Origin of the sequence: Actinomadura sp. WMMA1423, assembly GCF_006547145.1 — a bacterium.
In the GTDB taxonomy this organism is placed as follows: Bacteria; Actinomycetota; Actinomycetes; order Streptosporangiales; family Streptosporangiaceae; genus Spirillospora.
This window is the reverse complement of record NZ_CP041244.1, coordinates 659,428-681,396: the sequence shown is the minus strand read 5'-3', so window position 1 is coordinate 681,396 and position 21,969 is coordinate 659,428. Positions and strand designations below refer to the sequence as shown.

The following is a 21,969-nucleotide window of genomic DNA, read 5'->3' as shown; positions in this document are numbered from 1 at the left end:
AAGGAGCCACCCATGGCACGTACGGAGATCCCGGACCCGGAAGCGGGGCCGACCGAGGGGGATGAGGAGGCCGTGCTGAAAGACCTGTACGGCCCGCCCGACGCCGACGGCGTCTTCCGCGGCGAGGACAAGGCCGACGAGGAAGGCCCGGCATGACCGCCGCGCGCATGATCGCCGAGGCCCGCAAGACGCTGGGCATGTCCGGGCGCCCGAACGCGATCACGAGGGAGTACGCGACCCGGGAAGGCGACGAGTTCCTCCGCGCGTCCTGGTGCGACATGGCCATCACCTACTGGGCGCGGCACAGCGGGAACACCAGCGCGGTGCTGCCGGGCGGTGACCGCGCCTACACGGTGTGGCACGCGCAGGACTTCCAGAAGGCCGGACGCTGGCACGCCGGGACGACCGCGAACGTCAACGCCGCCAAGCCGGGCGACATTGTGTTCTTCGACTGGGGCGGCACCGACGGCATCGGCGCGATCGACCACGTCGGCCTGGTCGAGGCCGTGCTCGGCGGCGGCCGGGTTCAGACGATCGAGGGCAACACCAGCGACTCCGTGCGCCGCCGCGTCCGCGACGCCGGCGTCATCGCCGGGCTCGGCCGCCCGGCCTACCCCAGCGGCGGCAGCCCGTCGTCGGCTCCGTCCGCAGAGACCTGGCAGGAGGTCATGATGAAGAAACTCCCCGAGCTCAGCCGAGGCGACACCGGCGAGCACGTCGAGTCGCTGCAGGGGCTGCTGCTCGCGCGCAGCCACCCCGAGGTGCGCATGACGGGCACGTTCGACGCCAAGACTGAGGCGGCAGTGAGGGCCGTGCAACGGTGGGGCGGTGTCGACGACGACGGGATCGTCGGGCGGCAGACCTGGCCGGTCCTGCTGCGCGTCCACTGACCGGCGCCAACACCGGGCAGCCGAGGGCTCCCTGACCTGCGTCGGCATATTCTCCGTCATATTTTCCGGCCCCTCTGCAACCTGTCCGGAGGAGACCTGTGCCTGACATCGACCAGCTCGCCGAGGCCGCGTACGCCGCGTACGGCGAGACCACCGACCGCAAGAACTTCCGCGGCGAGCCGATGCCCGCCTGGGAGGACCTGGGCGACCGCATCCAGAACGCCTGGCGCGCAGCCGCACGTGCCGTCGCGGACGCCGTCGCCAGCGAATGAACATGGGGCGGCGTGCGCCGTCCATGGCCTGAAGGGGGTCGCAATGTCCGACTACGCCGTGTCCCTGATCAGGACGTGGGTCTCGACTGGGATCGGGGCCGCCCTGGCGTGGCTCGCCGTCCACTTCGGTGTGATCGTCGACGAGGACGCCAGCACCATGCTGAAGCTCGGCTCTGCCGCTGTGGTGATCGGCGCCTACTACGCTGCGGCTCGCGCGATCGAGGAGCGCTACCCGCAGGCGGGCCGGTTCCTGGTGGCTCTCGGGCTGCGCCGCGCGCCGGCGACGTATCCGAAGGTGCAGCCCTGATCTGAACTGTTCGCCGGGCAGCGAAGCCCGACGCGAGGAACCGCCCCGCTCTCTCGACCGCTTCGGCGGCCGGGGGAGCGGGGCGCTCTTCGTCGTGCCTGAGGTCAGCGGGTCAGGTCGGTGCGGGTCCCAGGGCGGCGCGGTGCTTGTGCCCAGTCGACCACGGCCTGCCGTTCCCACAGCGGAGTGGTCCCGACGTGCCGTACCGGGCGAGGCGCTTGCCCCCGCGCGACGTAGGACCGCCATGTCCCTGGCGCCACGGGACGGCCCAGCCGCCGCAGTGTCTCCAGTACCTCCGACGCCGTGATCCCCTGATCAGCCACGGCCGCCTGCGCTTGCGGTCCTGGCGCGTACGCATGCCCGATGATCACCCAGTCTCCGGGGATCCGCCGGGCCTGGATCTCCAGGTACTCGTGCGGATCCATCGCCGAGGCGGCCGGATACCGCGACCATGACCGCCAGCCCACTGACGCCAGCGACTGCGGGGACAGGTCATCATCCATGATCGCCTTAGCCGCCTGGGCGACGGTCATCCCCTCCAGGGCGTCACGGCGCATGCACGTGATCACCCCTTTGCCGGTGTCGCTGGCCGGGCCCGACGCGATCGCCTCCGCCAGAGCACGCGCCCGGGGACTGAGACGGTCGGAATCGATGACGTCGGGTTGACGGGCGCCGTCCCTCAGGTACAGGTGCAGTGTCATCAAGCACCGTCCTCGCTGCCGTGCTCAAGCTCGTGCTCCTTGGCGGCGGCGCGGGCCTCGACGTCCATCGCACGCTGGATCCGGCGGTTCTCGACCTGGCGGACCAGCTCCGCGAGGCGGGGCGCCTCCTGGAGCCGGGTGAGGTCGAGGTGGTAGGCGGCGATCTGCATGCCCTCGTGCGTCCAGGTCTCGCCCGCCCGGCCGAGGGTCTCGACGGTGACACCGTCGTCCCAGGTCTGCCGGGTGTGGCCGAGGTAGACGCGCTCACCGGCGAACTTCCCGGCGAGGGTGACGGGCGTGCCGTTGCTGTAGGCGGAGGCCAGGGTGGAGGCGGAGCCGACAGCGACGAGCATGCCGGGGACTCGCTTGCTGCTCAGGTGGATCGGGGCTTCCATGGCGCCCTTCCTGCCAATCTCAATGCGGCGGATGAGGGAGGCGGCGTCGATGGTCCACCGGCCGGCGCGCTTGATGGCGGCGATGACGTTGCGTCGGCACCAAGTGCGGATGGTGGCGACGGTGACGCCTGCCTGCTGCGCGGCGGTGGTGGTGTCCATCTCGGCCTCCCCTGTGTCCTGCTGACACCCTCAACTATACAGCGTTGCGCTGTAAGGTCTAGAGGCTGTCCGCATCCTGCCAAGATCCCCTGGTTATCCACAGAATCCCGCTCGGCCACGCCACCGCCAGCGCCGCACCTACCGTCCCCCGCATGGACACACTCGCGCCACTAGCCCAGCTCAGCCGCACCCTCGCCACCTTGCGTCGAAAACACGTTCTATCCTTGCCGGATGGGTTACCGCCAGACCCCAGACCGCGTCATCGCCTCCCGCCTCACCGGCACCGCAACCCGCCTCGCCGGATGGAACCCCCCGACCGGCGCAGCGCGCGCTCGAGCGGTCGCGGAGCTCCGGGACATCGCGACCGTGCACCCGCCAGCACGCCGCGGCGCAGTGCACCAGCCCGCCCCGGTGCTGCGCGCGGACCTGCTGGCCGAGGTCGCCGGGCTCCTCCTCGGCACCGCCCCCACCGACCATCCGGAGGCGAACCGCGCGGCGGCCGAGCTGCTCGTGGAGGCCGGCGCGTCGCGGGGGCTGCTGGACCACTGGATCGGCGTGGGCCGGGCCCGCGCGGCTCGGGCGGAGTACGCGCTGGTGGATCCGGCGCCGGAGCACCGCTGGCCGTGACCGGCCCCCGCCTGATGGTAGACCGGCGCGGGGGTGCGGGCGTAGCGTCGGCCGCAGACCTTCTGAATACGGGGCCTGGCAACGGGACGGCCCACCCTCCACATGGGGGTGGGCCGTTTCGTTTTGCCTGGATCGCTGTGCTCAGTGGCAGCGCTCGGCAGTCCCCACCACGCCCCACGACACCATGGACGGGCCTTTCACCCACAGCCCCTTCGAGATGTCGTTCCCCACGCGCAGCTCATACAGGTTCGAGCGCTCCTGCTCCTCGTCGACGATCCACTCGGGAACCGGGGTGAGCGACTCTGCGCGGGCCCGCGTCCACTGCGTCATCGCCCACGCCGCGGCCTCCTCCGGCGTCGAGCACACCGTACGGATCAGCCGCGAGTTCTTGCGCAGCCACGCCCGCACCATGGACGGGGTGATGTCCGCGGCGTCGCTGTGCCGTAGAGAGTCGTTGGCCCAGTCGGCTCCGGTACCGCGCCAGGTAGTGCCCGGCCAGCCGGTCGCACAGAGCCATGTACTCGGCGGTGTGCAGGATCAGCATGTGCCACGTGACGTCGATGACGCGCGGCGGGTGGATCACCGTGCCGGGGTGGGCGGCGATCGCGTGGAGCATCGTGAGGGTCTGGGTGAGGGACCGCTCGGCGAGGCCGGGCGGCATGGAGTGCTCGGCGGCGGCGCGGGCGGCGACCAGCTCGAACAGCGCCGGCGAGATCACTTCGCGGGTGGCTGGCACCGGCTGGGCGGTGGTGATGGTCATTGGCTTCCCTTCGTCAGAGAAACTGTGCGGTTGGGTTAAGGAAATACCTCCGTTCACGTCGCTGGTAGGGCGTAGTATTTTGCTTCGTTTTCCTCGTTTTGCTTCGTATTGCTTTGCTGGTGAAGTGCGAGGAACATGGAGTTAAAAGCCCTGATAGGAGGGTGAGGGTGATGTCACGGCCACGCACGCGGATCTTACGTAACGTCGAACTGGACGCGGCGATCAAACGCGGTAGCCGCACCTACGCATCAATCGCCATATTGATCAATAACGTGGCCGCTGAGGATGGCAAGAACTTGCGATGCACGGCCGCCACTCTGGGTAAATGGCTCAATGGTGCGGTGCCTGTCCAGGCGACGATGGCGTACGCCGTCGAAGCGTTCTCGCGCCTGCTGGACGAGCCCGGCCTCACCGCCTGCGACCTCGGCTGGCCGGCCGGAACAGTCACCGGACCTGACGACCCTTGGCGCGGTGACCCCGTCACCTGGATCACAACCCTCGGACGGAGCGAGATGCTCGACCTCGACCGGCGCGACGCCCTTGCGGCCGGCCTGTACTCCCTGGCCGCCGCAGCCCTACCCGACCGGCTTCACCGAATCACACGCCGGGCTGGAGAGCCGCGCCGCGCTGGCGCCGCCGACGTCGCCCGCATCCGCGAAACGACCCGATACTTCGGCGACTTGGACGACCTGTACGGCGGCGGGCACGCCCGCTCAGCGCTCGGTGCCTACCTCACCCACGACGTCGCGCCCCTCCTGCGCGGCACCACCGGCGCCGCCCGGCCCGCGTTGTTCGTCGCCGCCGCCGAGCTGGCCTACCTGGCGGCTTACATGGCAGCCGACTCGGGTCGGCCCGGCGTCGCGCAGCGCTACTACGTCCAGTCGGTGCGGCTGGCCGACGAGGCGGAGCACCCGGTGATGCGCGCGACGGCGCTGCGGGGTCTGGCCGTCCAGGCAGTCGAACTCGGCCACAACCGGGCTGGCCGGGACCTGGCCGACGCCGCCGCCGACGGGATCCGGACCGGGGCACCCGTACGCACGCGCGCGTGGATCACCGGGATGTGCGCCGAGGCGCTCGCCGCAGCCAGCGGCGACCGTGCCCGCGCCCGATCGCTGCTGCACGCGGCGGAGGCCGATCTGGAGCGCGCGGACTCACTGCCCGAAGCTGAGATCGCCGGAGCCTACCGGCGCGAGTCGTTCGCCCACCAGGTAGGTCTGACCCTTCACCAGCTCGGCGACCTTGCTGGAGCGGAGGAGCACTACGCGGCGTCGGTGGACTCTCGGCGTCCTGTCGAGCGGCGCACCCGCGCGCTCATCGGCGCCCGATTGGCGTACGTCCAACTACGCCGCCGGCACCCCGACCAGGCTGCCCGGACACTGCTGGACCTGTCGGACACCCTCACTGCCGTCTCCTCCGAGCGCGTGCAGGGGGTGCTCAGCCAGATCAGGACCGCATGGCAGCCGTACCGAGGCGACGCCGATGTGCGCCAAGCTGACAGACTCCTGACCAGCGTCCTGCGGCCCGCTTGAACGTGTAGCCGTGGCTGGCGCGCGTCCGCAGGGACCGCGCCGCCGCCGTCTCGGTGCGCGCCGACCGCGATGAACTGGGGGATAACGCAGCGGATCGCGGTCGGCGCGCGTCTGGAAGGGGCGGCGCGGCCAGTCCCTGTGTGGCCGCGCCGCCCCGCCGCAACTCCGGTCCGTGCGCGATTCCCGGAGCCGCGGGACAGGTGGAGAGCCCCACCCCCGATGAGGACCCCGGGGGGACGGGCAGAGGCGGAGCCCTCCGGTCTTGGGGTCAGCGCACTGGACCGCCGCTAACCACGACGGCGCGGTTCACGACCGAATCCGCCACAGCTTCCCGCCGAGGATCACCACGGCGTCCGTCACGTGGTCGGCCTGCTCGATCGGTGCTCCATCGCCGTCGAAGAACCACAGCCGCCCGTTGTCCTCGAGTCGCGACCGACAGGTCACCATCTCTGACCCGCGGGGCCCGTCGTCTGCGGGTGGCGCGGTCACCGTCAGGACGCCCTGCTCCAACTCCGCGCGGAACCCGGCCGCCACCGCACGCAGTCGCAGCGCCTCGAGGCGGGCGTTCGCGGCGTCCTCGGTGGCGAGCTGCGCTTCGAACTGGAGGGCACCGTCGATCAGGTCGGCGAGCCGCGCGGCGGTGGGCGCGTTCAGCCACATGTATCCACCTGAAGCAGGCAGCTGGAACGGGAGCCTGCGGGCTTCCCAGGGGAGGTTCGCCTCGGGCAGGTGCTGGATCGACCAGCCGGGGTGGGCGGTGGTGAGGTCGGCGAGCTGCTGCTTTTCCTGGTCGCTGCTCATCGCTTCAGCTCCAGCTGCTGCAGGATCTCGTCGGCGACGGCGTCCACGTCGCTGATGGGGCCGAGGTCGGTGCCGTCGTGCCAGGTGAACCGGCCGCGGCGGGCCCCGATGGTGCGCTGGACTCGGGTTCGCGAGCGGGTGACGACGCTGACGCCGTGCAGTAAGGCCTCGGCGCCTCGCTTGGCGAGGGCGGTGCGCAGGGCGAGGAGGGCCTGCGCACAGACGACCTCGTCGGCCTCGTGCAGCAGTCGCCGCAGAGCGCCATAGGATCCGGCGCCGAGGATCGCCGCCTTGTCATCGCCGTCGCGGACAGCGCGGTAAGGGGAGAACGGCATGGTGCTGGCTTCGATCGTCCAGCCGGGGAACTCCTTACGGAGCGCGGCGAGCCGCCCCTCGATGTCCACGGGTGGTCCCACTGCTGTCGGTGGGTTGGGTATCTTCCCCATAGCCCGACCTCGTTTCGGGTCAGGCCCCGGAACCCCCGGCGTTCGCGCGCCGGCCGGGGCCGTCTGTGTGTCCTGGAACACCTTTCGCCCTTCACCTGACCGCAGTGAGCGTTAGCGTGGAAGGCGTTGTCCGTAGGCCACCGGCCCGGTCAACACGGCCAACAGATCAACCCGGGGCGAAACGGGTGGGGCGATGACGACCTTCAGCCAGGCACTCCGTCAGCTCATGGACGAGCAAGGAGTCGGTGTCCGCGCCCTGGCCAGGCAGGTGCCCTGCGATCCCGGGCACATCTCCCATCTCCGCAACGGCCGTAAGCGCACGTCCGAAGAGACCGCGACGCGTATCGACGAGATCCTCGGCGCTGATGGCCGCCTTGTTGCCCTGGTCCAGACAACAGCGGAAGACGCAGGCCGGGCCAGTAGCGTGGATTGCGGTCGGGTTCACGGCAGCGATCTGGACGAGGACGACGAGATGCAGCGACGCCGCCTTCTACAGGCCTTAGCGACGCTCGGCGCTGCATCCTCCCCCGCCGTGGAGGCGATCGAGCACATCCGCGACGGAGTCGACCGGTCCATCGGGCGAGACGAGTCCTCCCTCCTTGACGAGTGGGAGGAGACGGTGGCCGAGTACGGCTACAGCTACATTCTTCTTCCCCCGCACCTGCTGCTGCGGGACCTGGCCGCCGACCTGGTCGCCGTCCAGCGGATCACCGGCCGCCATGCCGGGGAGCGCCTCCCCTGGTACCGGGTGACCGGGGGTCTTGCGGCGCTCATGGCCAAGACGCTGTGCAATCTCCAGCAGCCCCGGCTGGCGCGGGACTGGTGGGTCACCGCGCAGCACGCAGCGGACGCCTCGCGTGATCTCGATCTGGGCCTGTGGATCCGCGGCGAGCAACTCGTGCACGGCCTCTACGAGGGCCGTCCTACGGCGATCCTCCTGCGCAAGGCGGACCGCGCGGTCGGCGGCGCGCCGAACACCGTATGCCGGGGACTGCTGCACGTCCGCACGGTCCGCGCACAGCTGCTCGCGATGGAGGGTGCCAGCGGCGAGGCGGCGGCCGAGCTGCGGGAGTGCGAAGAGATCTTCAACCGGCTCCCGGCCTCGGTGACCGGCGAGGTGCGTTCGATCGCAGGCTGGGCCGAGGACCGTCTGCGCTACACCGAGGCATGGGTGCATGCGCACGCCGGCGACCGCGCCCGTCTCGATCCCGCAGTCTCCCGAGCGCGGGAGATCCTGCCCGCCGACGACCCGCGGGTGGGCGTCCAGCTCGACCTGCTGCGCGCGGCCGGGCACGTGCGGGCCGGTGACACGACCGAGGGCGTGCGGCACGCTCACGCCGTCTACGAGGCCCAGCCGGACGAACACCGGACCGTGATGGTGACCAGCCTGGCCCGCCAGGTCGCCGACGCCGTCCCGGCCGCGAGCCGCACCCAGCCGGTCGTCGCGGGCTACCGGGAGCTGCTCGCGTCCGGTGAGCGCAGGGCGATCACGTAGAGGTCGAACCAGTCCTCGGTCTCGCCCTCGCTGCCGGGGGTGCGCCCGACATGCCGCCAGCCCCAGCGCCGATACATCGCTTGGGTCTCGCGCTCGTGCGGCGCTGTAGCGAGTGTGGCGCGCTCTTCCGCCCGTCCTGCGAGCAATTCGTCTAGGAGGCGGCGGCCGAGTCCTCTGCCGCGCATTGGGGGCCGCACGGCCAGGTCGATCACGGCGAACGTCCGCCGCCCCGTCTCGGTGGTGAACCCGGCGGGTGGCGGGGGCTCCAGTCCCTCCCACCATGACGCCCCCGTGAGGCGGGCCCCGTAGGCGAACCCGGCGAGTGCGTCGTTGTCTCGTGCTGTGACGGCCTCGAATCCGGGCGAGGCGAGCAGGCTCCGCATCCGGGTCCGGTAGTCGCCGAGGTCGTAGTCCGGAAACGCCTCGGCGTACACCGACTCGATCTCGCCGAGCCGATCCCGGGTGGCGTCGCCTTCGAGGTGCTCGATGTCCACGGCCCCCAGTGTTCCCGACGCGTCTTGGCCACGGCCGAGGGCCCAGGCGGCGGATACGCCGCGGCGCGTCCGGGACCGGTCAGTCGCGAGCCGCATGTGGGCTTTCCGGACCTCGGCGAGGCGAACCTCGGGCGCGGCACGTACCTGAGTGGGGGAGGCCGTGCACGTCAGGTCGCCAGCGACGGGGCCCGGTGACCGTCTCTGGTCGATCCCCTGCGGCTCCGAGCTCGGGACGCCGCACTGTAGGCGTCCCGCCCTCTTGCACGCGCGTCGGCAGGACCGTTCTTGTACGTACATACGTACCAGCGATCTCGGGAATGACTCTCCGTAGTTTCCGCGCATGGACCGTACACCCGTCGACCCCACCTCCGACCGCCCGGTCGTGAAGCAAGTGGCTGACCGGCTCCGCGCGCAGATCACAGACGGCACACTCCGGCCTGGACAGGTGCTGCCCGGCGAGCATCAGATGATGGAGTGGTTCGGCGTGAGCCGCGCCTCGGTGCGCGAAGCGCTGACGATCCTGCGCGGCGAAGGCCTCGTGGTGACCACTCCGCGTGTCGGGACGAGGGTCCGGGTCGAGCGGGAACGCGCCCAGGTGCCGATCGCTGCCGGGACTGAGGTCACGGCGCGGATGCCCACCGAGGCGGAACGCCGCACGCACGAGATGCCGCTCGGCGTCCCGGTCCTGGTCCTCGCCCACGCTGATGGCAGCGAGCAGGTGCTGCCGGCGGACCGGTTCACGGTCGTGGCCGGTGACGACTAGGCGAGCGGTCTGGAAGCGGGGTTGAGCCCGGGGGATTGGGGTGACTCTTCCGCACCTTGGAAGGGGCGGCTTCTCGCTAAACCGCTTCTGCGGAATCGCGAAGGGCAAGCCCTGCCCTAAGCACGTTGATGGCCGCGTTCACGTCGGCGTGCGCGGTGTGCCCGCACGCCTGGCATCGGAACCCAGCCTGGGTGATGCGGTTCCCAGCCGCGCAGTGCCCGCAGGCACCGCACGTCCGGGAGGTGTTGCGAGGGTCGACTGCGATCAGCTCACGACCGGCGCTTTCAGCCTTGTGCGCGAGGACTCGCAGGAACACCCCCCAACCCGCATCCAAGATCGAACGGTTCAAACCGGTCTTGGCCGCGACGTTCCGGCCCGGCTCCTCAACGCTGCCGGTCGCGGAACGGGTCATGTTCCCGATCCGCAGGTCCTCGTAGACGATCACGTCGTAATCGCGAACCAGGGACAGCGCGGCCTTGTGAGCTGTGTCGAGCCGCCGTCGGCGGATTTTGCCGTGCAGCGCGGCCACACGGCGGGCGGCCTTGCAGCGTCGGTTCGAGCCGCGTTTGCATCGGGCCAGGTCACGTTGTGCGGCGGCGAGACGCTCGGCCGCCGACCGTAGGTGCCGAGGGTTGGCGAAGTGGGCGCCATCGCTGGTGGTGGCCAGCGACGCTACCCCCAGATCGATCCCAGCCGCCGCACCCGTCTGCGGGAGCGGGGCGGTGGGAACGTTGTCGCACGACAGGATCACGTACCAGCGGGGGCCTTCACGCTTTACGCTGATCGTCTTCACGGTCCCGGCGACCGGGCGGTGCTGGTGGACGCGGACGTGCCCAATGCCCTGGAGCCTTACGAAAGTCGCGCTCGGATGATCAGGCTGGGAATCCCACCGGCAACCGTCGCGGTCCCTGGGCCATTCAATGGTGTCGAACCAGCCCCGGCCTTTGAAGCGGGGGAATCCTGCCTGGCGCCCGGCCTTGACGCGGCGGAAGAACGCGGCGAACGCCTTGTCCAGGCGCCGGAGGGTGGCCTGCTGGGAGCAGAACGACCAGCGTCCCTGCCCATCGGCGTCATCGGCGCGGATGTGCTTGAGGTCGGCGGACTGGTCCCCGTACCGGACGCTCACCCCCGCCATCCGGTAGGCAGTCCGGCGGTGCTCCAGAGCGGCGTTGTAAAGCTGCCGGTGGTCTTCCAGACATGCCGCGAGAGACCCGGCCTGCCGAGCGGTGGGGCGCAGCAGGAACTTGAAGGACCGTCTCATCGCTTCCGTCGCTCTTCGGAACAGGTCTGGCTCGCGCGTGCGAGTGACAGAAGCCTGGAGCGGGTTCCCGTCCCGCTGTCCGCGTACGTGGGCCCGGGGGATGTGGGTGGGGTATACGGCGGCGGTCGGGCCCGCTCCAGGCTCCTCCCAACTGCCCCTAGCCTCACAGCCAGAGACCCGATTCGCAATATGCAAGCGCCAAGTATTATGCGAATCAGTATTTCCACGGGGGGCACCCCCAAGTAGCCTGAGACTCCACAACTCGAGGAGACGTCCATGGCGACGCGCCACAGCCCCACCGTGCGGCTGCGGCGCCTATCGCGTGAGCTCCGCCAGCTCCGCGAGACCGCAGGGCTCACCGTCACCGAGGCCGCCCGCGCCGCCGGCTGGAACCAGTCCAACCTCAGCCGCGCCGAGAACAGGCTGTGGAGGCAACCCAACCTCGCCCACCTCGGGCGCCTGCTGGACGTGTACGGCATCACCGAGACCGCCCAGCCAAAACGCCGCACCGAACTGCTTCAGCTCGCCCGTGAGGGGCGCCGACGCGGCTGGTGGGCCGACTACACCATCTCCGACGCCTACTCCACCTACGTCGGCCTGGAAGCCGAGGCCGACACCGTGCGCAACTACGAACCGGGCGTGGTCCCCGGCCTCCTGCAGACCCCCGCCTACGCCCGCGCGCTCATCGCCACCCGCGCACCCGACCTGACCGCCGAGCAGGTCGACGAACTCGTCGAGCTCCGCGTCGAGCGGCAGGAGCGGCTCCTGTCGGTACCCGACCCGATCCACGTCTCGGCGGTCCTCGCCGAAGAGACACTCCGCCGCGCCGTCGGCGGCACCGACGTCATGATCGAGCAACTCGACCACCTCCACAAGGTCGCGCAGCTCCCGCATGTGCGGCTGCAGGTCCTGCCGTTCGCCGCAGGCGCCGCACCAGCGGCGGGCCCCTTCTCCATCCTGTCGTTCATCGAGCCCCGCGATCCCGAAGCCGTGTACGTGGAGACACCGGCGGGGGATCTGTGGCAAGAGGACCCAGCCCGGGTGACAGAGTTCCTTCGCTCGTGGGAGAGACTGATCGCCGCGGCCCGCTCGACGGCAGATACCCTCATCCTGATCGAGGCGCGCGTTAATTACCTCCGGGTGAAGGGACGACCGTGACCCACTCCAAGATCTGGCGGAAGGCCAGCGGAAGCGACGCCCACGGCCAGTGCGTCGAAGTCGCCGCGTCCACCGCCGGCGTCGCGGTCCGCGACTCCAAAGCCCCCGGATCGCAGCTGAGCATGTCGGCCGGCGCGTGGGTGGGGCTGCTCGAAGCTGTACGCGCCGGCCGCCACGACCTACTGCACCCGGGCCACGCCGGCGAACACGCGTAGCTCACCGACGGGCTCGTCACCGTCCTCAGGGCGCCACGCCGCGACATCGACCAGGCCCGGCTCCAGCAGCGGCAGCCCGCCGAACATCCCGCGGATCTCTTCACGTGTGCGAAGACGCGCATCCGCGGACGAGCCGGCGAACACCGACCCGATCCGGGCCCGAAGCTCCTCGGACGCCCCATCCGAGGAGACATGGGTGATCACGACATGCGAGCCGGGCGCAAGAGCATGAGCGTAGGCGGCGACCAGCCCGGCAGGGTCGTCGCGATCGCCGACCAGGTGCAACACGTTCACGAAGAACAACCCGATCGGCTCGGACAGGTCCAGGTGCGCGCCGGCGCCATCGAGCACGGCGGCGGTGTCGCGGATGTCGGACGACAGGAAGCTGGTCCGTGCGTCCAGGTCCAGGTACGCGCGGCCGTGCGCCAGGACGATGGGGTCGTTGTCGACGTACACGGTCTTGGTGTCGGGGGCCGCGGCCTGGGCGACCTGGTGGGTGTTCTCGACCGTGGGCAGGCCCGCGCCGAGGTCGAGGAACTGCCGGACGCCTTCCCCGGCGAGGTAGCGGACCATGCGCCGCAGGAAGGCCCGGTTCTCCCGGGCGGTGTCGCGGATCTCCGGAGCTATCTCGAACAGTTGCTCGGCGGCCTGCCGGTCCACGGCGTAGTTGTCCTTGCCGCCGAGGACGTAGTCGTAGACACGGGCGGCTGAGGGGCGATCGACGTCGATGTCGGGGGAGGGCATGCGCCGATGCTGCCACGGTCCTTACCGACAGACACAGGTACGTGACCGGACGTGGCCGAAATGCGGGTCGAGTTGCGGATGCGCGGTCACGGCTGTCGGCGCGGCACCCGCTCGTAGTCCTGGCCCTTCATGCGCTCCAGATCGTCCGCGGCGACCCGCGCCGACTTCACCTTCCAGGCCTCGCCTTCGAGCACAACCCAGGCGATGTGCGCGCCCCACGTGCCGTCGGGCAGGTGCTCCCAGGCGAGCAGGTATGCGGGACCGTCGGCGGTCGCGGAGCCGACGATCGGCGGTACGCGAGGCATGGAGAGGTGTTACCCACTCATCCCGGGCGGTCCTGGGGGCGACAGGCCCGTGGGGCCACCGGCGGGCGGTGGCCCCACGGAGGCGGTCGTGGTGGGTCAGTCCCACGTCACGTCCGCGTGGTGGCGGTGGGCCCAGGACGCGATGTCCTGGAGTTCCGCCAGCACCTGGGCCAGGCGGCCGGGGTTCCGGCCGCCGTAGGTGATGCGGCCGTCGGTGACGGCCGGTCGCCCGTGCTCGTCGTCGGTGGTGACGTTGAGCAGGCCCTGTGCGATGAGCACCCGGCCGAGGAAGTCCTCGGCGGGTGCGTCGCCCCACGGCTCCTCGGCGGGAAGTCCCAGAAGCTCAAGCACCGTGCGGGTGTTCCCGTTGTGGAGGTTGAGCTCCGGGCCGCCGAGGGTGGTGGTGAAGGTGGTGGACATCGGGGGCCTCCCTTGTAGTTGGAATCGGGTGGGCCCCGGCTCGCGCCGGTCCCGGGAGGCCCGGTGTCCGCCCTCGGGGGCGGTCCGCTGTGGAGTTGTTATTGCGTAAGTACACAATACCGCTTGTTGCGTCTGTACGCAACGCATGGGATCGTCAGACCATGACTCGAACCGAAGAAGACCGCACACCCGGCAAGACCATCCGCGTCCCCACCCCCATGTGGACCGCCTACCAGGCCGTCCTCAAGCGCCAGGACAGCAACCCCACCGCCGATATCCACCAGCGCATCCGCGAAGTCATCGAAGCCGGCGGCACCCCCGGCGAGATCGAGCAGCTCAGATCCGGCGAACACGAACTCGCGGAACGCAAGCGCAACCGCTACCGCCGCGCCGCCACCTCGCGCGCCCGTAGCCGAGCCGGCGACGGATGACCCGCGGCCGCGGGCATGACAAGGCCCGCCCGGCGGATGCCGGGCGGGCCAGGGGACCGGTCAGGCCAGGGCCTGCGGCTGCTGGGCGGACAGCGCCGGGGCGGCCGGTCCCGGGACGGGAGCGCCCTGGACGGTCCACGGGGTGAGGGTCACCCAGTCGCAGCCGCCGTGGATGTAGACCGAGCCGTCCTCGGTGTTGAACGCGCGGTCGATGGTGAACGCGCGGTCGACCACCAGAGCCTCCCGCTCGAAGTCGGCGCGCGCGGCGTCGCGGGAGGCGTACACGCCGAGGACCTGCTCGCCCTCGCTGTCCTCGCCCCGGGCGAGAATCCAGACCTGCATGGCGCCTCCCTCGTTCATTGCGTACATACAGAATAGCCTGTCTTGTGTATGTACGCAAGAATGTCAGGTGAGATGCCGAGCCGACATGCCCGCCGGGCCGCCTCCCAGACGATCGACGGCAGCACGACGAGCAGCGGCCGGCCGCCGGTCGTACCCCGCCGTAGTCGACGCGGACGCATGCCCGAGGAGCTGCTGCACCGTTGCCAGGTCGACACCGGCGTCCAGGAGGTCACCGGTGAAGGTGCGGCGGAAGTCGTGCGGGGAGATGTCCGGCACCCCGGCCTGGCGGGCCCGGCGCGCGACGACCTGCCCGATGCCGTTCGAGGTCATGTGCTCGGTCCCGATACGGCCCCACCTGTCTCCAGCCGGGAACAGAGGCCCCCGCGGGCGGCCGGCGACGAGCCACTCACCGAGGCGGGCCGCGGCGGCCTCGGTGAGGTAGGTGTCGCGCTGCTTGTCCCGCTTGCCGGTGACGATGAGGGTCCGGGACCCGGGGTCGTAGTCGTCGCGGGTGGCGCGGGCGAGCTCGGCGCGGCGGCACCCGGTCGAGTACAGCGATTCCAGAAGGGCGGCGTCCCGCAGCCCCTGCGGAGCCGGGTCGGCGAGACAGACGGCGGTGAGCTGCGCGCGTTCCTCCGCCGTGATGACGCGGCCGACGACGAGGCGCCGATGCTCGACGCCCTCGACGTCGCAGGCACGGTGGTAGTCGTCGGTGGACATCAGCTCCAGCTTCCACGAGACCCTCAGTACCCGGCGTAGCGCGACGAGGTGCTTGTTGCGGTACGCGGGCGCCCAAGGCTGCCCGTCGGCGCGGGTCTGCGCCAGGACCATGGCGCGGATCGCCGCCGTGTGGGCGTACCGCAGCGACGCCCAGGGGAAGTGCTGCCCGTACGGCTCGGGCAGCGCCATGTCCAACTGGAGGGCCCACAGGCCGGCGATGCGGTCGAGGCATCCGGCCATCGCGCGGTGGCTCTCGGGCTTGGTGAAGCGCGACAGGTACACCAGGTACGGGTTCTTGCCGGGCGGGAGCGCCGCGGCGGCGTCGAACGCCGGCCCGCCCCCCACATGATCGAGTTCCGGGAATTGGCATTCCCGTTCCCCACCGGCCTGCGCAACCGAACCCGGCCGGATCAGCGCACCCGACAACCCGGAGCCGGCGATACCGCCGACCCCGGACGGCCTCGAATCACCGGTCACCGGCGCCTCTTCCTCGCGGCCGCGCCGACGAGCGCGAACACCGCGGCGACGAGGACGCCGGCGGCGGCGTGGCCGGTGGCGAGCCCGGCCGCCAGCGACGCCCAGGCGAGCGTGGGCGCGAGTCGCAGGCCCGTCATCGGCGCTTCTTCGTCGTCTTGCCACGGCTGGTGGAGCGGCTGCGGGTGGTGGTGCGGCGGCCGGTGTTTCGCCTGGCTGTGGCTCTGGTGGCGCGGATCTTCCGCTTGTTCTTGGCGGTCCGCTGGGTCGCGTACACCGCGAGCCAGCCCAGTAGCGCGGTGATGATGAGGGCGGTGGTGGAGATGATCGTGAAGCCCATCTCGACCACTAGGGCGAGGGTGGTCAGGCCGGAGACCCCGGCGCCGGCCCAGGCTGCTTTCGCCTGCGCGAGGGCTGCTTCGCGGTTGTGGCTCTTGACCTTCGTTCCGTCGCTGCGGGTGTGGCTGCGGACCCGGGTTGTCCGTTTCGCGGGTGGCATGATGCTCTCCTCTACGTGATGTGACCTGGCGGTCATGCGTCGGGTTTGGGGTGCCTACCGGCATATGGCCTCTGACCGGGAACCACCTCCCGCGGTAGGCGCGCGGTAGGAACCCCTGGCAGGTGCTCTGACCTGCGAGGTAGGCGGTTTAGGTGGGTCCTGCGAGAAGACCGGTCTGGCCGCCTCGGAGGCGGGTTCAGGAACGGTGCCGGGCGCCTCCGAACTGATCGGCGGCGGCCAGCAGATCCGACTTGTGCCAGCCGTTGCGGTTGACGCCGCTGATCTTCACCTGGACGGTCGAACGCTCAACACGGGCAGCGGCGAGTTCGGTCGCCAGCGTGTCAGCGGACCAGTCGCCGTAGTAGCCCTCATCGATGTTGATGAGCCGGTTGAGCAGGTCGGTGGTGTGCATCCGGTCGACATGCCGCATGACGGTAAGGGCGTCCGCGAGGACCTGCGGGATGACGTCTTCGCGCTCACCGGACAGGACTTCGTCGGTGGCGTCGCCGGCCAGTGTCTGCGCCTTGATCCGCAACTCGCGGCCGCGTTGACAGATGTCGACGAACTCCGGGAGCGTGATGTAGTCCGCCAGGACGGTGGTGAACGAGGCGGGGCCGGTGACGAGCACCCCGACACCGACGTGCTCCTCGGACAGGATCGAGGCGTCAGCGCCCTGCTTGGCCTTCCCGTCACCCAGGACCATGTCGGAGCTGGTCTTGTCGATGACCTGGGTGCAGTACCGGTAGGACACGATCTCCCGCAGCCGGGTCGGGACGGACGTGGCGTCGGGGCGCTGGGAGGCGAAGTTGCTGAAGAACCCGGCGGCGGGTCCGCGGCGCGCGAGGCGGCACAGCCGCTCGATCAGCGCCTCGCGGCGCTTGTTGTCGGTGATCGCCGACAGGTATTCCTGCAGCTCATCGATGGTGATCCAGTTCAGCTCGAACCCGTACCGCTCCACGATCTGCGGGGTGAGCTTCCCATCGGGGACCAGGTGCAGGGGGAGCGCGTTGAGCTTCTTGAACGCGGCTTCCATGTCGGCGATGGCCTCGTCCAGCATGTCTTCCAGGGCGGTGACGGCGTCGGCCTCGGCGCCCAGGACGTACCGGTAGGCCAGGCGGCGCATGGGTTTCCAGTCGGCGCCGCCCTTGCCGTCGGCGAGGCGGTGCCGGACGGAGGCGTCCAGGACGCCGGCGGCGACGACGTCGCGCTGGCTGCCGGTCTTCCCGCGGCGGGGGAGCCCTCCGAAGAACATCGACTGCCACATCACCGGCAGGTCCACGCGGTCGCCGCGGGCGTCCCGGCCGAAGGGCACGGGGTTCCACACGTTGAACGATTCGGCTTTGACCAGCGGCGACTGGGTGGGCTTGTCCTGGAGGTAGGGGTCTTCGTCGCACATCCAGATCGACAGGCGCCCGGCGTGGCCCTTGTGGACGGCTCGGACGCGGCGGATGTCGAGCTGGATCTCGTCGACGCCGAGTTCGGCGGCGAGCCGGTCGCGGCGGGCCAGGACGTCGTTGGCGGATTTGCCGGTGCCGCGGGGGAGATCCACCACCGCTGACCAGGACCGGGAGGAGTCCCGCATGGGCGGCTGGACCAGGACCAGGCGGGGGGCGTCCTCGTCGTCGTCCTTGCCTTTGAGGATGCCGATGGCGCGGAACGCGGCGTTGAGGTGCTCGGCGGACAGGTCCAGGCGAACGGGGACCTCGGGCTCGTCGAGGAGGCCGACGTCGGGCTCGGGGCCGCCGTGCCAGGCCGCGACCGCCCACGCCAGCGCGCCCTCGACCCACAGGACGGAGTGGGGGAGCAGCCAGGCCTCCGCCGCCACCCCGGCCGCGACGGCGAGACCCGTGCCACCTGCGACGATGCTGCGGACCCTGAGGTGGTCGTTGCGGGCGTGGAGTAGGGCGAGGTACTCCTTGGCGTCGGTTTGCCCGGCCGCGTGCAGGCGCAGGTCGCGGGATTCGCCGAGGGTGAGCCAGTCGACGAGCCGGCAGCCGCCGCGGTACCAGCCGACGCCGCCTCCCCAGGCGAAACGCCACGCGTAGCGGTGGGTCCTGAGCAGGTGGAACGCGGCCTTGTAGGCGGCGCGGCGGGCACGGACGTCGGCGCGGGCCTTGGCGATCTCCCAGTCCCGGACCCAGTCGGGCAGCAGCGCCGGCAGGTTCGGGCGGACGATGACTCCCTCGAGGACCTCGCCGTCGTCGTGGCTGCCGTCGCCGTCCGGTAGGGGAGCGGTAGGCGGGTCGGTAGAGGGGGCCTGGGCTGCGGGCTGCGAGTCCTTGTCCAGGTCGACGGTCACTGTGGTCTCCATGGTGTGCGGGGTACGGGCTCGTACGGACGGGGCCGTATGGCCGTGCTGGGCGGTACGGGTCAGGTGCCGATGGCCGTACGGGCGCGCGGGTCGGCGGCCGTACGGGGCTGGGCAGCGAGGGCCTTGGCTTCCCGTACGCGCTTCTCGCACCAGCTCTTGCCGTAGCGCGTACGGGCCATGAGGGCGGGATAGTCGGGCTCCCACGTACGGCTCTGCTCGGTGGCCGTACGGATCTCCTCCGCGAGGGCCCGGGCCCAGTGCTCTTTGCTCTTGCGCCGGTTGTCGCGGGGCGGCTCAGGTGCGTCGTCCGTACGGTCGGGCTTCCTGCCGTCCTGCTCGTCGGCCTGGTCGGCGGTGGGTTCGGGCCGCGGGGGAGACGGGGCCTGCGCCGGCGTCCGGGCGGTTCCGTTCGTACGGTCCGGGTCCGTACGTCCCGGCACCGTACGGCCCGTACGGGTGGAGGGCTGGGGCAGGGCGAGCCCGGACGGTGTGGTCCGTACGGGCATCACCAGGACGGTGCCGTACGGGTTGAGCCGGGGCGCCGTACGCGGTCCCGTATGGATGGCCGTACCGGTGGGTGCCGTGGCCCGTACGGTGCGGTCCGTACGGTGCTGGGGGGCATTGTCGGTACGGGGAACCGTACGGGTCTCGTCCGTACGGGCGTGCGGGGTGGAGTCGGACCCGGGCCGTATGCCGAGGCGCCGGTCGGTGCGGCGCTGCTGGATCCGGGCGAGCAGACTCGTCGTGGTCGCGGAGGGCCGCTCGGCCGGCTCCGGGTGCAGGATGCGGCGCTTGCCGCGCTCCAGCACGCGGAGCGCGATCAGGCCTGGCCCGGCGTGGGCGCCGAGGCAGATCTGGGGGCGGGCGGCGGGGGCGGGCATCCAGGACGGCCGGTGCGGCAGGTCGGCGTAGGCGGTCGCGTGGACGAGCAGCGCGGTCTCGGCTTCGACCCGGGCCAGGAGTTCGGGGTCGTGCGCGAGCGGGGTGTGCTTGACCGCGGCGAGCCACGCTCTCTGGGCTCGTGCGTTGGCGCGCCTCAGGGTCCCTGGGAGTTTGCGGCCGGGGCGGCGCGCGAGGGTGAGCCGGGCGTTGGCGACTGCGAGGCGGGTGATGTGCCGGTCGACGTCGACCTCGGCGGCGGTGCGGTCCTGCGGCTCGGCCGCGCCGAGCGCGACGAGGATCCGCTCCGGGGTGATCCGCCAGTGGATCGAGGAGAACCAGCGGCGGCGCCGGGACCAGACGTTCTGGGTCCGCTGGACGTGCAGCCCTCGTTCCCACAGCCACGCGGCGGCCAGGGGAGCGGCGAGGCGGATGAGGGCCTCGTGCCAGCTCCCGGAGTCGGTGGCCGCGACGAACCCTGAGAACCCGGCGAGCGCCCAGACCGCTGCGCCCTCGGGCCCGGCTTTGCCGATCTCGGGGTCGGCGATGTTCGAGCGGGCGCGGATCCCGCAGGTGAGCATCGCGATCTCGAGGAACGCGAACGTCACGACGCGTAGTTCGAGGGGCATGTGGAGGCGGTGCTCGAAGACGCGCCACATGCCTTGGCTGGTGACGGCGGTGGCGAGGGCCGCGGCGACGAAGGTGAGCGCGTCCTCGGCGCGGCGGCGGCGCCCGGTGCGGTGTGCGCGGTGCCGGCGGCCGCCGATCCACATGCCGATGGCGAGGGTGGCGGTGAGGCCGACTCCGGCCGTCGCGTAGGGCGCCCAGGCGGGCAGGTCGCTCGTAGGGTCGTACATTGCGGCCCTTCGGGGTCGTCTCGTCTGCTGGTGTGGACGGGGCCCGGCCCCGGGCGCGCTGTGGAAGGTGGAGCCCGGGGCCGGGCGGTCTATTCGGTGGTCTCGCGGACGTTCACCTTCACGCCCGCCTTCTTCGCGGCGGCGAGACGCTTGTTGAGGTCGGCTTTGCTGTAGACGGTCGCGGAGTCGCCTTTGCCGTCCTTGCCCTTGAGGGGGTTGGGGACGTCGGGAGCGGAGATGATCCACTTCTTCTTAGCCATGGCGGGTTGCCCTTCTTCGCGCTGTTGCTTCGGTGGGCGGTTAGGAGCGTTCGCGCCGGTCGTCGTTGTCTGCGCGGCGGTCGCGGTCCTGGTCGGTCTGCTGGTTCTTGGTGTGCTGCCGGTCCGATTCGCGCTGCTCGTCGGTGTCGCGGTCATCGCGGGCCATGCCGGTCACCGGCCGTTCCGGTCGGCGCGGAGCGCGAGCCAGGTGGTGAGGGCCGCGGCGGCGATGCCGATGGCGCGGTGGCTGGCCTGGTCCATCTCGTAGAGGGCGGTGCCGGGGCCGGTGGTGTCGACGGTGCCGGGGCGGCGCTGCGCGGTGGCGTGGTCGAGGTAGTCGCCCTTGCAGATCCACGGGGACCGCAGCAGGCGCATGAACCCGGCGCGGCGGTCGATCGCGTAGTGCGTCGCGGCGTTGATGGCGGTGCCGGCGAGCCAGGCGCGGACCGGGAGCCGGTATCCGAGCGCCGTGGTGACGGCGGCGGCCGCGATCGTCTGCCCGGCGGTGTAGGTGGCGACGTGGTGGGCGCAGGCGAGGCGGCCGCGGGTCCCGGGGCCGGTCTTGTTCTGCGCGGCGGTGTTGTCCTGGAGGATGTGGTCGCACAGGGGGTGGGCCTCGCTGAACGTGGCGAGGAGGGCGGCGTAGAGCGCGAGGCCGCGGAGGCTGGTGTCGTTCACGTGGTTCCTTCCGGGAGTTCGGTGGGGTGGGCGGTTTAGAAGGGCGGTGCGCCGCGCCCGGCCCGGCCGAACGTGACGGCGAGCAGGAGGCGCCGCCCGGCCCCCATGCGGGAGTGGGACCGGTTGCGGCGGTGCGCGCGCCGGACGAGGCGGCGGCTGGTTCGGCCCTGGTGTTCGGCGGCGCCGCAACCGCACACGGCGACACCGGAGCAGCCGTCGGGCGGCGGGAACTTCTCGGCGGTGCCGACGGTGTAGAACCAGCCGCGGTCGGCGCAGGCCCCGCAGGGTTCGGCGCGGCGGAGCCGGATGGGTGCAGCGATCTTGCTGAGGAGTCGGGGGAGGGCGCGGCACCCGCGGCGGAGGCGGCGGGGCTCGTCCAGGTCGTAGGTGAGGCGCGCGTAGCAGCCGAACCCGTCCCGCGCTGTGATCGTCACGACGGCGGGGTGGTCGGCCAGGACGTCGGCGTCGGTGATCTCGTCGCGGTAGGCGAGGGACTCGGCGAGGACGTCTGCGATCTTGCCGAGCTGCTCACGCCAGTGGGCGGCGCGGCAGGCAGGGCAGAGGTGACCGACGTCCAGGGATGCGCTGAACAGGTGCCGGTCGCAGAAGTAGCCGCCGCAGCCGTGTTCATCGCCACCGGGGGTGCGTCCGCAGAGGTGGTCGAGGCCGCGATCGATGCGAGCCCAGCACCAGCGGCGGTTACAGCGGTCGGGGACGTCGTACCCGGCTTCGATCTCGCGGCCGGCTCTCCGGAGGGTGTAGCGGGCGTAGCCCAT

32 protein-coding genes and 1 pseudogene are annotated in these 21,969 nt (G+C 71.1%); 13 read left to right on the top strand and 20 right to left on the bottom strand.

Annotation, left to right across the window (positions count from 1 at the left end; all coding sequences use genetic code 11):
• Positions 1-12: 12 nt before the first annotated feature.
• From FKD65_RS43960 to FKD65_RS03480, 4 genes are all read left to right on the top strand, one after another.
• A complete protein-coding gene (locus tag FKD65_RS43960) occupies positions 13-156 on the top strand; it encodes a hypothetical protein (protein WP_168220879.1) in 144 nt (47 codons plus the stop codon).
• Positions 153-890 carry a peptidoglycan-binding protein gene (locus FKD65_RS03485; protein WP_141576107.1) on the top strand — a complete coding sequence of 246 codons (738 nt, stop codon included), beginning with the start codon at positions 153-155 and terminating at the stop codon, positions 888-890. Before FKD65_RS43960 ends, FKD65_RS03485 begins: the two co-directional genes overlap by 4 nt.
• Positions 891-988: 98 nt before the next feature.
• Positions 989-1,162: a hypothetical protein gene (locus FKD65_RS43955; RefSeq protein ID WP_168220934.1), complete on the top strand. Its 174-nt coding sequence runs from the start codon at positions 989-991 to the stop codon at positions 1,160-1,162.
• A gap of 43 nt (positions 1,163-1,205) precedes the next feature.
• On the top strand, positions 1,206-1,469 hold the full coding sequence (locus tag FKD65_RS03480; RefSeq protein WP_141576106.1) for a hypothetical protein: 264 nt from the start codon (positions 1,206-1,208) through the stop codon (positions 1,467-1,469).
• Positions 1,470-1,573: 104 nt separating this feature from the next.
• Here the strand turns inward: FKD65_RS03480 and FKD65_RS03475 are convergent, their stop codons facing one another.
• Complete coding sequence (locus FKD65_RS03475) at positions 1,574-2,170, bottom strand: hypothetical protein (protein ID WP_141576105.1); 597 nt, start codon at positions 2,168-2,170, stop codon at positions 1,574-1,576.
• Positions 2,170-2,724 carry a helix-turn-helix domain-containing protein gene (locus FKD65_RS03470; protein ID WP_141576104.1) on the bottom strand — a complete coding sequence of 185 codons (555 nt, stop codon included), beginning with the start codon at positions 2,722-2,724 and terminating at the stop codon, positions 2,170-2,172. The genes FKD65_RS03475 and FKD65_RS03470 overlap by 1 nt, the downstream gene beginning before the upstream one ends.
• Positions 2,725-2,955: 231 nt before the next feature.
• Here FKD65_RS03470 and FKD65_RS03465 point away from each other — a divergent pair, with 231 nt between their 5' ends.
• The gene (locus tag FKD65_RS03465) at positions 2,956-3,351 is read left to right on the top strand and encodes a hypothetical protein (protein ID WP_141576103.1); all 396 of its coding nucleotides are present in this window, start codon (positions 2,956-2,958) and stop codon (positions 3,349-3,351) included.
• A gap of 141 nt (positions 3,352-3,492) precedes the next feature.
• Here the strand turns inward: FKD65_RS03465 and FKD65_RS03460 are convergent, their stop codons facing one another.
• On the bottom strand, positions 3,493-3,762 hold the full coding sequence (locus tag FKD65_RS03460) for a hypothetical protein (protein ID WP_141576102.1): 270 nt from the start codon (positions 3,760-3,762) through the stop codon (positions 3,493-3,495).
• 140 nt (positions 3,763-3,902) lie between these two features.
• On the opposite strand from FKD65_RS03460, the gene FKD65_RS03455 reads away from it, so the two are divergent.
• Positions 3,903-4,256: a hypothetical protein gene (locus tag FKD65_RS03455; RefSeq protein ID WP_141576101.1), complete on the top strand. Its 354-nt coding sequence runs from the start codon at positions 3,903-3,905 to the stop codon at positions 4,254-4,256.
• Positions 4,257-4,452: 196 nt separating this feature from the next.
• Positions 4,453-5,640 carry a hypothetical protein gene (locus FKD65_RS03450; RefSeq protein WP_240809952.1) on the top strand — a complete coding sequence of 396 codons (1,188 nt, stop codon included), beginning with the start codon at positions 4,453-4,455 and terminating at the stop codon, positions 5,638-5,640.
• Between the two features lie 306 nt (positions 5,641-5,946).
• On the opposite strand, the gene FKD65_RS03445 is transcribed toward FKD65_RS03450, so the two are convergent.
• Positions 5,947-6,441: a hypothetical protein gene (locus FKD65_RS03445; RefSeq protein ID WP_141576100.1), complete on the bottom strand. Its 495-nt coding sequence runs from the start codon at positions 6,439-6,441 to the stop codon at positions 5,947-5,949.
• Entirely contained in the window at positions 6,438-6,845 is a 408-nt protein-coding gene (locus FKD65_RS03440) for a hypothetical protein (protein WP_141576099.1), read from the bottom strand. The genes FKD65_RS03445 and FKD65_RS03440 overlap by 4 nt, the downstream gene beginning before the upstream one ends.
• Positions 6,846-7,080: 235 nt before the next feature.
• On the opposite strand from FKD65_RS03440, the pseudogene FKD65_RS46530 reads away from it, so the two are divergent.
• Both FKD65_RS46530 and FKD65_RS43950 read left to right on the top strand, forming a co-directional pair.
• Positions 7,081-7,257 (top strand): annotated as a pseudogene (locus FKD65_RS46530) (helix-turn-helix domain-containing protein); the annotation flags it as partial.
• A gap of 162 nt (positions 7,258-7,419) precedes the next feature.
• Entirely contained in the window at positions 7,420-8,382 is a 963-nt protein-coding gene (locus FKD65_RS43950) for a hypothetical protein (RefSeq protein ID WP_240809951.1), read from the top strand.
• Here FKD65_RS43950 and FKD65_RS43945 read toward each other — a convergent pair.
• Positions 8,337-8,876: a GNAT family N-acetyltransferase gene (locus tag FKD65_RS43945; protein WP_168220932.1), complete on the bottom strand. Its 540-nt coding sequence runs from the start codon at positions 8,874-8,876 to the stop codon at positions 8,337-8,339. The two genes, FKD65_RS43950 and FKD65_RS43945, sit on opposite strands and share 46 nt — an antisense overlap.
• A gap of 340 nt (positions 8,877-9,216) precedes the next feature.
• On the opposite strand from FKD65_RS43945, the gene FKD65_RS03425 reads away from it, so the two are divergent.
• The gene (locus FKD65_RS03425) at positions 9,217-9,639 is read left to right on the top strand and encodes a winged helix-turn-helix domain-containing protein (RefSeq protein WP_141576097.1); all 423 of its coding nucleotides are present in this window, start codon (positions 9,217-9,219) and stop codon (positions 9,637-9,639) included.
• A 76-nt stretch (positions 9,640-9,715) separates the two neighbouring features.
• On the opposite strand, the gene FKD65_RS03420 is transcribed toward FKD65_RS03425, so the two are convergent.
• On the bottom strand, positions 9,716-10,900 hold the full coding sequence (locus tag FKD65_RS03420) for an RNA-guided endonuclease TnpB family protein (RefSeq protein ID WP_141576096.1): 1,185 nt from the start codon (positions 10,898-10,900) through the stop codon (positions 9,716-9,718).
• 276 nt (positions 10,901-11,176) lie between these two features.
• Between FKD65_RS03420 and FKD65_RS03415 the strand changes: the two genes are divergently transcribed.
• Together FKD65_RS03415 and FKD65_RS03410 are read left to right on the top strand one after the other, a co-directional pair.
• On the top strand, positions 11,177-12,058 hold the full coding sequence (locus FKD65_RS03415) for a helix-turn-helix transcriptional regulator (RefSeq protein ID WP_141576095.1): 882 nt from the start codon (positions 11,177-11,179) through the stop codon (positions 12,056-12,058).
• Complete coding sequence (locus FKD65_RS03410; RefSeq protein ID WP_205718534.1) at positions 12,055-12,273, top strand: DUF397 domain-containing protein; 219 nt, start codon at positions 12,055-12,057, stop codon at positions 12,271-12,273. Before FKD65_RS03415 ends, FKD65_RS03410 begins: the two co-directional genes overlap by 4 nt.
• On the opposite strand, the gene FKD65_RS03405 is transcribed toward FKD65_RS03410, so the two are convergent.
• From FKD65_RS03405 to FKD65_RS03395, 3 genes are all read right to left on the bottom strand, one after another.
• Positions 12,238-13,017, bottom strand: coding sequence for an SAM-dependent methyltransferase (locus FKD65_RS03405; protein WP_141576094.1), 780 nt, complete (start codon positions 13,015-13,017; stop codon positions 12,238-12,240). The two genes, FKD65_RS03410 and FKD65_RS03405, sit on opposite strands and share 36 nt — an antisense overlap.
• Positions 13,018-13,103: 86 nt before the next feature.
• Positions 13,104-13,322: a hypothetical protein gene (locus FKD65_RS03400; protein ID WP_141576093.1), complete on the bottom strand. Its 219-nt coding sequence runs from the start codon at positions 13,320-13,322 to the stop codon at positions 13,104-13,106.
• Between the two features lie 96 nt (positions 13,323-13,418).
• A complete protein-coding gene (locus tag FKD65_RS03395) occupies positions 13,419-13,742 on the bottom strand; it encodes a hypothetical protein (RefSeq protein ID WP_141576092.1) in 324 nt (107 codons plus the stop codon).
• A 161-nt stretch (positions 13,743-13,903) separates the two neighbouring features.
• Here FKD65_RS03395 and FKD65_RS03390 point away from each other — a divergent pair, with 161 nt between their 5' ends.
• The gene (locus tag FKD65_RS03390; RefSeq protein ID WP_141576091.1) at positions 13,904-14,173 is read left to right on the top strand and encodes a hypothetical protein; all 270 of its coding nucleotides are present in this window, start codon (positions 13,904-13,906) and stop codon (positions 14,171-14,173) included.
• Positions 14,174-14,233: 60 nt separating this feature from the next.
• Here FKD65_RS03390 and FKD65_RS03385 read toward each other — a convergent pair whose 3' ends face one another.
• The 10 genes from FKD65_RS03385 to FKD65_RS03355 form a co-directional block, all read right to left on the bottom strand.
• Positions 14,234-14,515, bottom strand: a complete 282-nt coding sequence (locus FKD65_RS03385; protein ID WP_205718533.1) for a hypothetical protein — start codon at positions 14,513-14,515, stop codon at positions 14,234-14,236.
• Positions 14,516-14,578: 63 nt separating this feature from the next.
• Positions 14,579-15,580, bottom strand: coding sequence for a tyrosine-type recombinase/integrase (locus FKD65_RS03380; RefSeq protein WP_240809950.1), 1,002 nt, complete (start codon positions 15,578-15,580; stop codon positions 14,579-14,581).
• 128 nt (positions 15,581-15,708) lie between these two features.
• On the bottom strand, positions 15,709-15,849 hold the full coding sequence (locus FKD65_RS43940) for a hypothetical protein (RefSeq protein WP_168220931.1): 141 nt from the start codon (positions 15,847-15,849) through the stop codon (positions 15,709-15,711).
• A complete protein-coding gene (locus tag FKD65_RS03375; protein ID WP_141576090.1) occupies positions 15,846-16,208 on the bottom strand; it encodes a hypothetical protein in 363 nt (120 codons plus the stop codon). The genes FKD65_RS43940 and FKD65_RS03375 overlap by 4 nt, the downstream gene beginning before the upstream one ends.
• Before the next feature lie 196 nt (positions 16,209-16,404).
• Positions 16,405-18,519 (bottom strand): cell division protein FtsK, encoded by a 2,115-nt coding sequence (locus tag FKD65_RS03370; RefSeq protein WP_141576089.1) that lies wholly within the window; start codon positions 18,517-18,519, stop codon positions 16,405-16,407.
• Positions 18,520-18,578: 59 nt separating this feature from the next.
• Positions 18,579-20,255: a hypothetical protein gene (locus FKD65_RS03365; RefSeq protein ID WP_141576088.1), complete on the bottom strand. Its 1,677-nt coding sequence runs from the start codon at positions 20,253-20,255 to the stop codon at positions 18,579-18,581.
• Positions 20,256-20,344: 89 nt separating this feature from the next.
• Positions 20,345-20,515, bottom strand: a complete 171-nt coding sequence (locus FKD65_RS43935) for a hypothetical protein (protein ID WP_168220930.1) — start codon at positions 20,513-20,515, stop codon at positions 20,345-20,347.
• Between the two features lie 40 nt (positions 20,516-20,555).
• Positions 20,556-20,681 carry a hypothetical protein gene (locus FKD65_RS46165; RefSeq protein ID WP_302931584.1) on the bottom strand — a complete coding sequence of 42 codons (126 nt, stop codon included), beginning with the start codon at positions 20,679-20,681 and terminating at the stop codon, positions 20,556-20,558.
• Positions 20,682-20,686: 5 nt separating this feature from the next.
• The gene (locus tag FKD65_RS03360; protein WP_141576087.1) at positions 20,687-21,193 is read right to left on the bottom strand and encodes a DUF3307 domain-containing protein; all 507 of its coding nucleotides are present in this window, start codon (positions 21,191-21,193) and stop codon (positions 20,687-20,689) included.
• A gap of 35 nt (positions 21,194-21,228) precedes the next feature.
• Positions 21,229-21,969, bottom strand: coding sequence for a hypothetical protein (locus FKD65_RS03355; RefSeq protein WP_141576086.1), 741 nt, complete (start codon positions 21,967-21,969; stop codon positions 21,229-21,231).

Bases quoted from the DNA above. Each gene is read 5' to 3' on its own strand.
- FKD65_RS03485 (WP_141576107.1), top strand. From the start codon at position 153: ATGACCGCCGCGCGCATGATCGCCGAGGCCCGCAAGACGCTGGGCATG.
- FKD65_RS03375 (WP_141576090.1), bottom strand. From the start codon at position 16,208: ATGCCACCCGCGAAACGGACAACCCGGGTCCGCAGCCACACCCGCAGC.
- FKD65_RS03400 (WP_141576093.1), bottom strand. From the start codon at position 13,322: ATGCCTCGCGTACCGCCGATCGTCGGCTCCGCGACCGCCGACGGTCCC.
- FKD65_RS03385 (WP_205718533.1), bottom strand. From the start codon at position 14,515: ATGCAGGTCTGGATTCTCGCCCGGGGCGAGGACAGCGAGGGCGAGCAG.
- FKD65_RS03460 (WP_141576102.1), bottom strand. From the start codon at position 3,762: ATGGTGCGGGCGTGGCTGCGCAAGAACTCGCGGCTGATCCGTACGGTG.
- FKD65_RS03355 (WP_141576086.1), bottom strand. From the start codon at position 21,969: ATGGGCTACGCCCGCTACACCCTCCGGAGAGCCGGCCGCGAGATCGAA.
- FKD65_RS03480 (WP_141576106.1), top strand. From the start codon at position 1,206: ATGTCCGACTACGCCGTGTCCCTGATCAGGACGTGGGTCTCGACTGGG.
- FKD65_RS46165 (WP_302931584.1), bottom strand. From the start codon at position 20,681: ATGGCCCGCGATGACCGCGACACCGACGAGCAGCGCGAATCGGACCGG.
- FKD65_RS03365 (WP_141576088.1), bottom strand. From the start codon at position 20,255: ATGTACGACCCTACGAGCGACCTGCCCGCCTGGGCGCCCTACGCGACG.
- FKD65_RS03370 (WP_141576089.1), bottom strand. From the start codon at position 18,519: ATGGAGACCACAGTGACCGTCGACCTGGACAAGGACTCGCAGCCCGCA.
- FKD65_RS43940 (WP_168220931.1), bottom strand. From the start codon at position 15,849: ATGACGGGCCTGCGACTCGCGCCCACGCTCGCCTGGGCGTCGCTGGCG.
- FKD65_RS03445 (WP_141576100.1), bottom strand. From the start codon at position 6,441: ATGAGCAGCGACCAGGAAAAGCAGCAGCTCGCCGACCTCACCACCGCC.
- FKD65_RS03395 (WP_141576092.1), bottom strand. From the start codon at position 13,742: ATGTCCACCACCTTCACCACCACCCTCGGCGGCCCGGAGCTCAACCTC.
- FKD65_RS03475 (WP_141576105.1), bottom strand. From the start codon at position 2,170: ATGACACTGCACCTGTACCTGAGGGACGGCGCCCGTCAACCCGACGTC.
- FKD65_RS03420 (WP_141576096.1), bottom strand. From the start codon at position 10,900: ATGAGACGGTCCTTCAAGTTCCTGCTGCGCCCCACCGCTCGGCAGGCC.
- FKD65_RS03405 (WP_141576094.1), bottom strand. From the start codon at position 13,017: ATGCCCTCCCCCGACATCGACGTCGATCGCCCCTCAGCCGCCCGTGTC.
- FKD65_RS03470 (WP_141576104.1), bottom strand. From the start codon at position 2,724: ATGGACACCACCACCGCCGCGCAGCAGGCAGGCGTCACCGTCGCCACC.
- FKD65_RS03425 (WP_141576097.1), top strand. From the start codon at position 9,217: ATGGACCGTACACCCGTCGACCCCACCTCCGACCGCCCGGTCGTGAAG.
- FKD65_RS03390 (WP_141576091.1), top strand. From the start codon at position 13,904: ATGACTCGAACCGAAGAAGACCGCACACCCGGCAAGACCATCCGCGTC.
- FKD65_RS03465 (WP_141576103.1), top strand. From the start codon at position 2,956: ATGGGTTACCGCCAGACCCCAGACCGCGTCATCGCCTCCCGCCTCACC.
- FKD65_RS43935 (WP_168220930.1), bottom strand. From the start codon at position 20,515: ATGGCTAAGAAGAAGTGGATCATCTCCGCTCCCGACGTCCCCAACCCC.
- FKD65_RS43960 (WP_168220879.1), top strand. From the start codon at position 13: ATGGCACGTACGGAGATCCCGGACCCGGAAGCGGGGCCGACCGAGGGG.
- FKD65_RS03415 (WP_141576095.1), top strand. From the start codon at position 11,177: ATGGCGACGCGCCACAGCCCCACCGTGCGGCTGCGGCGCCTATCGCGT.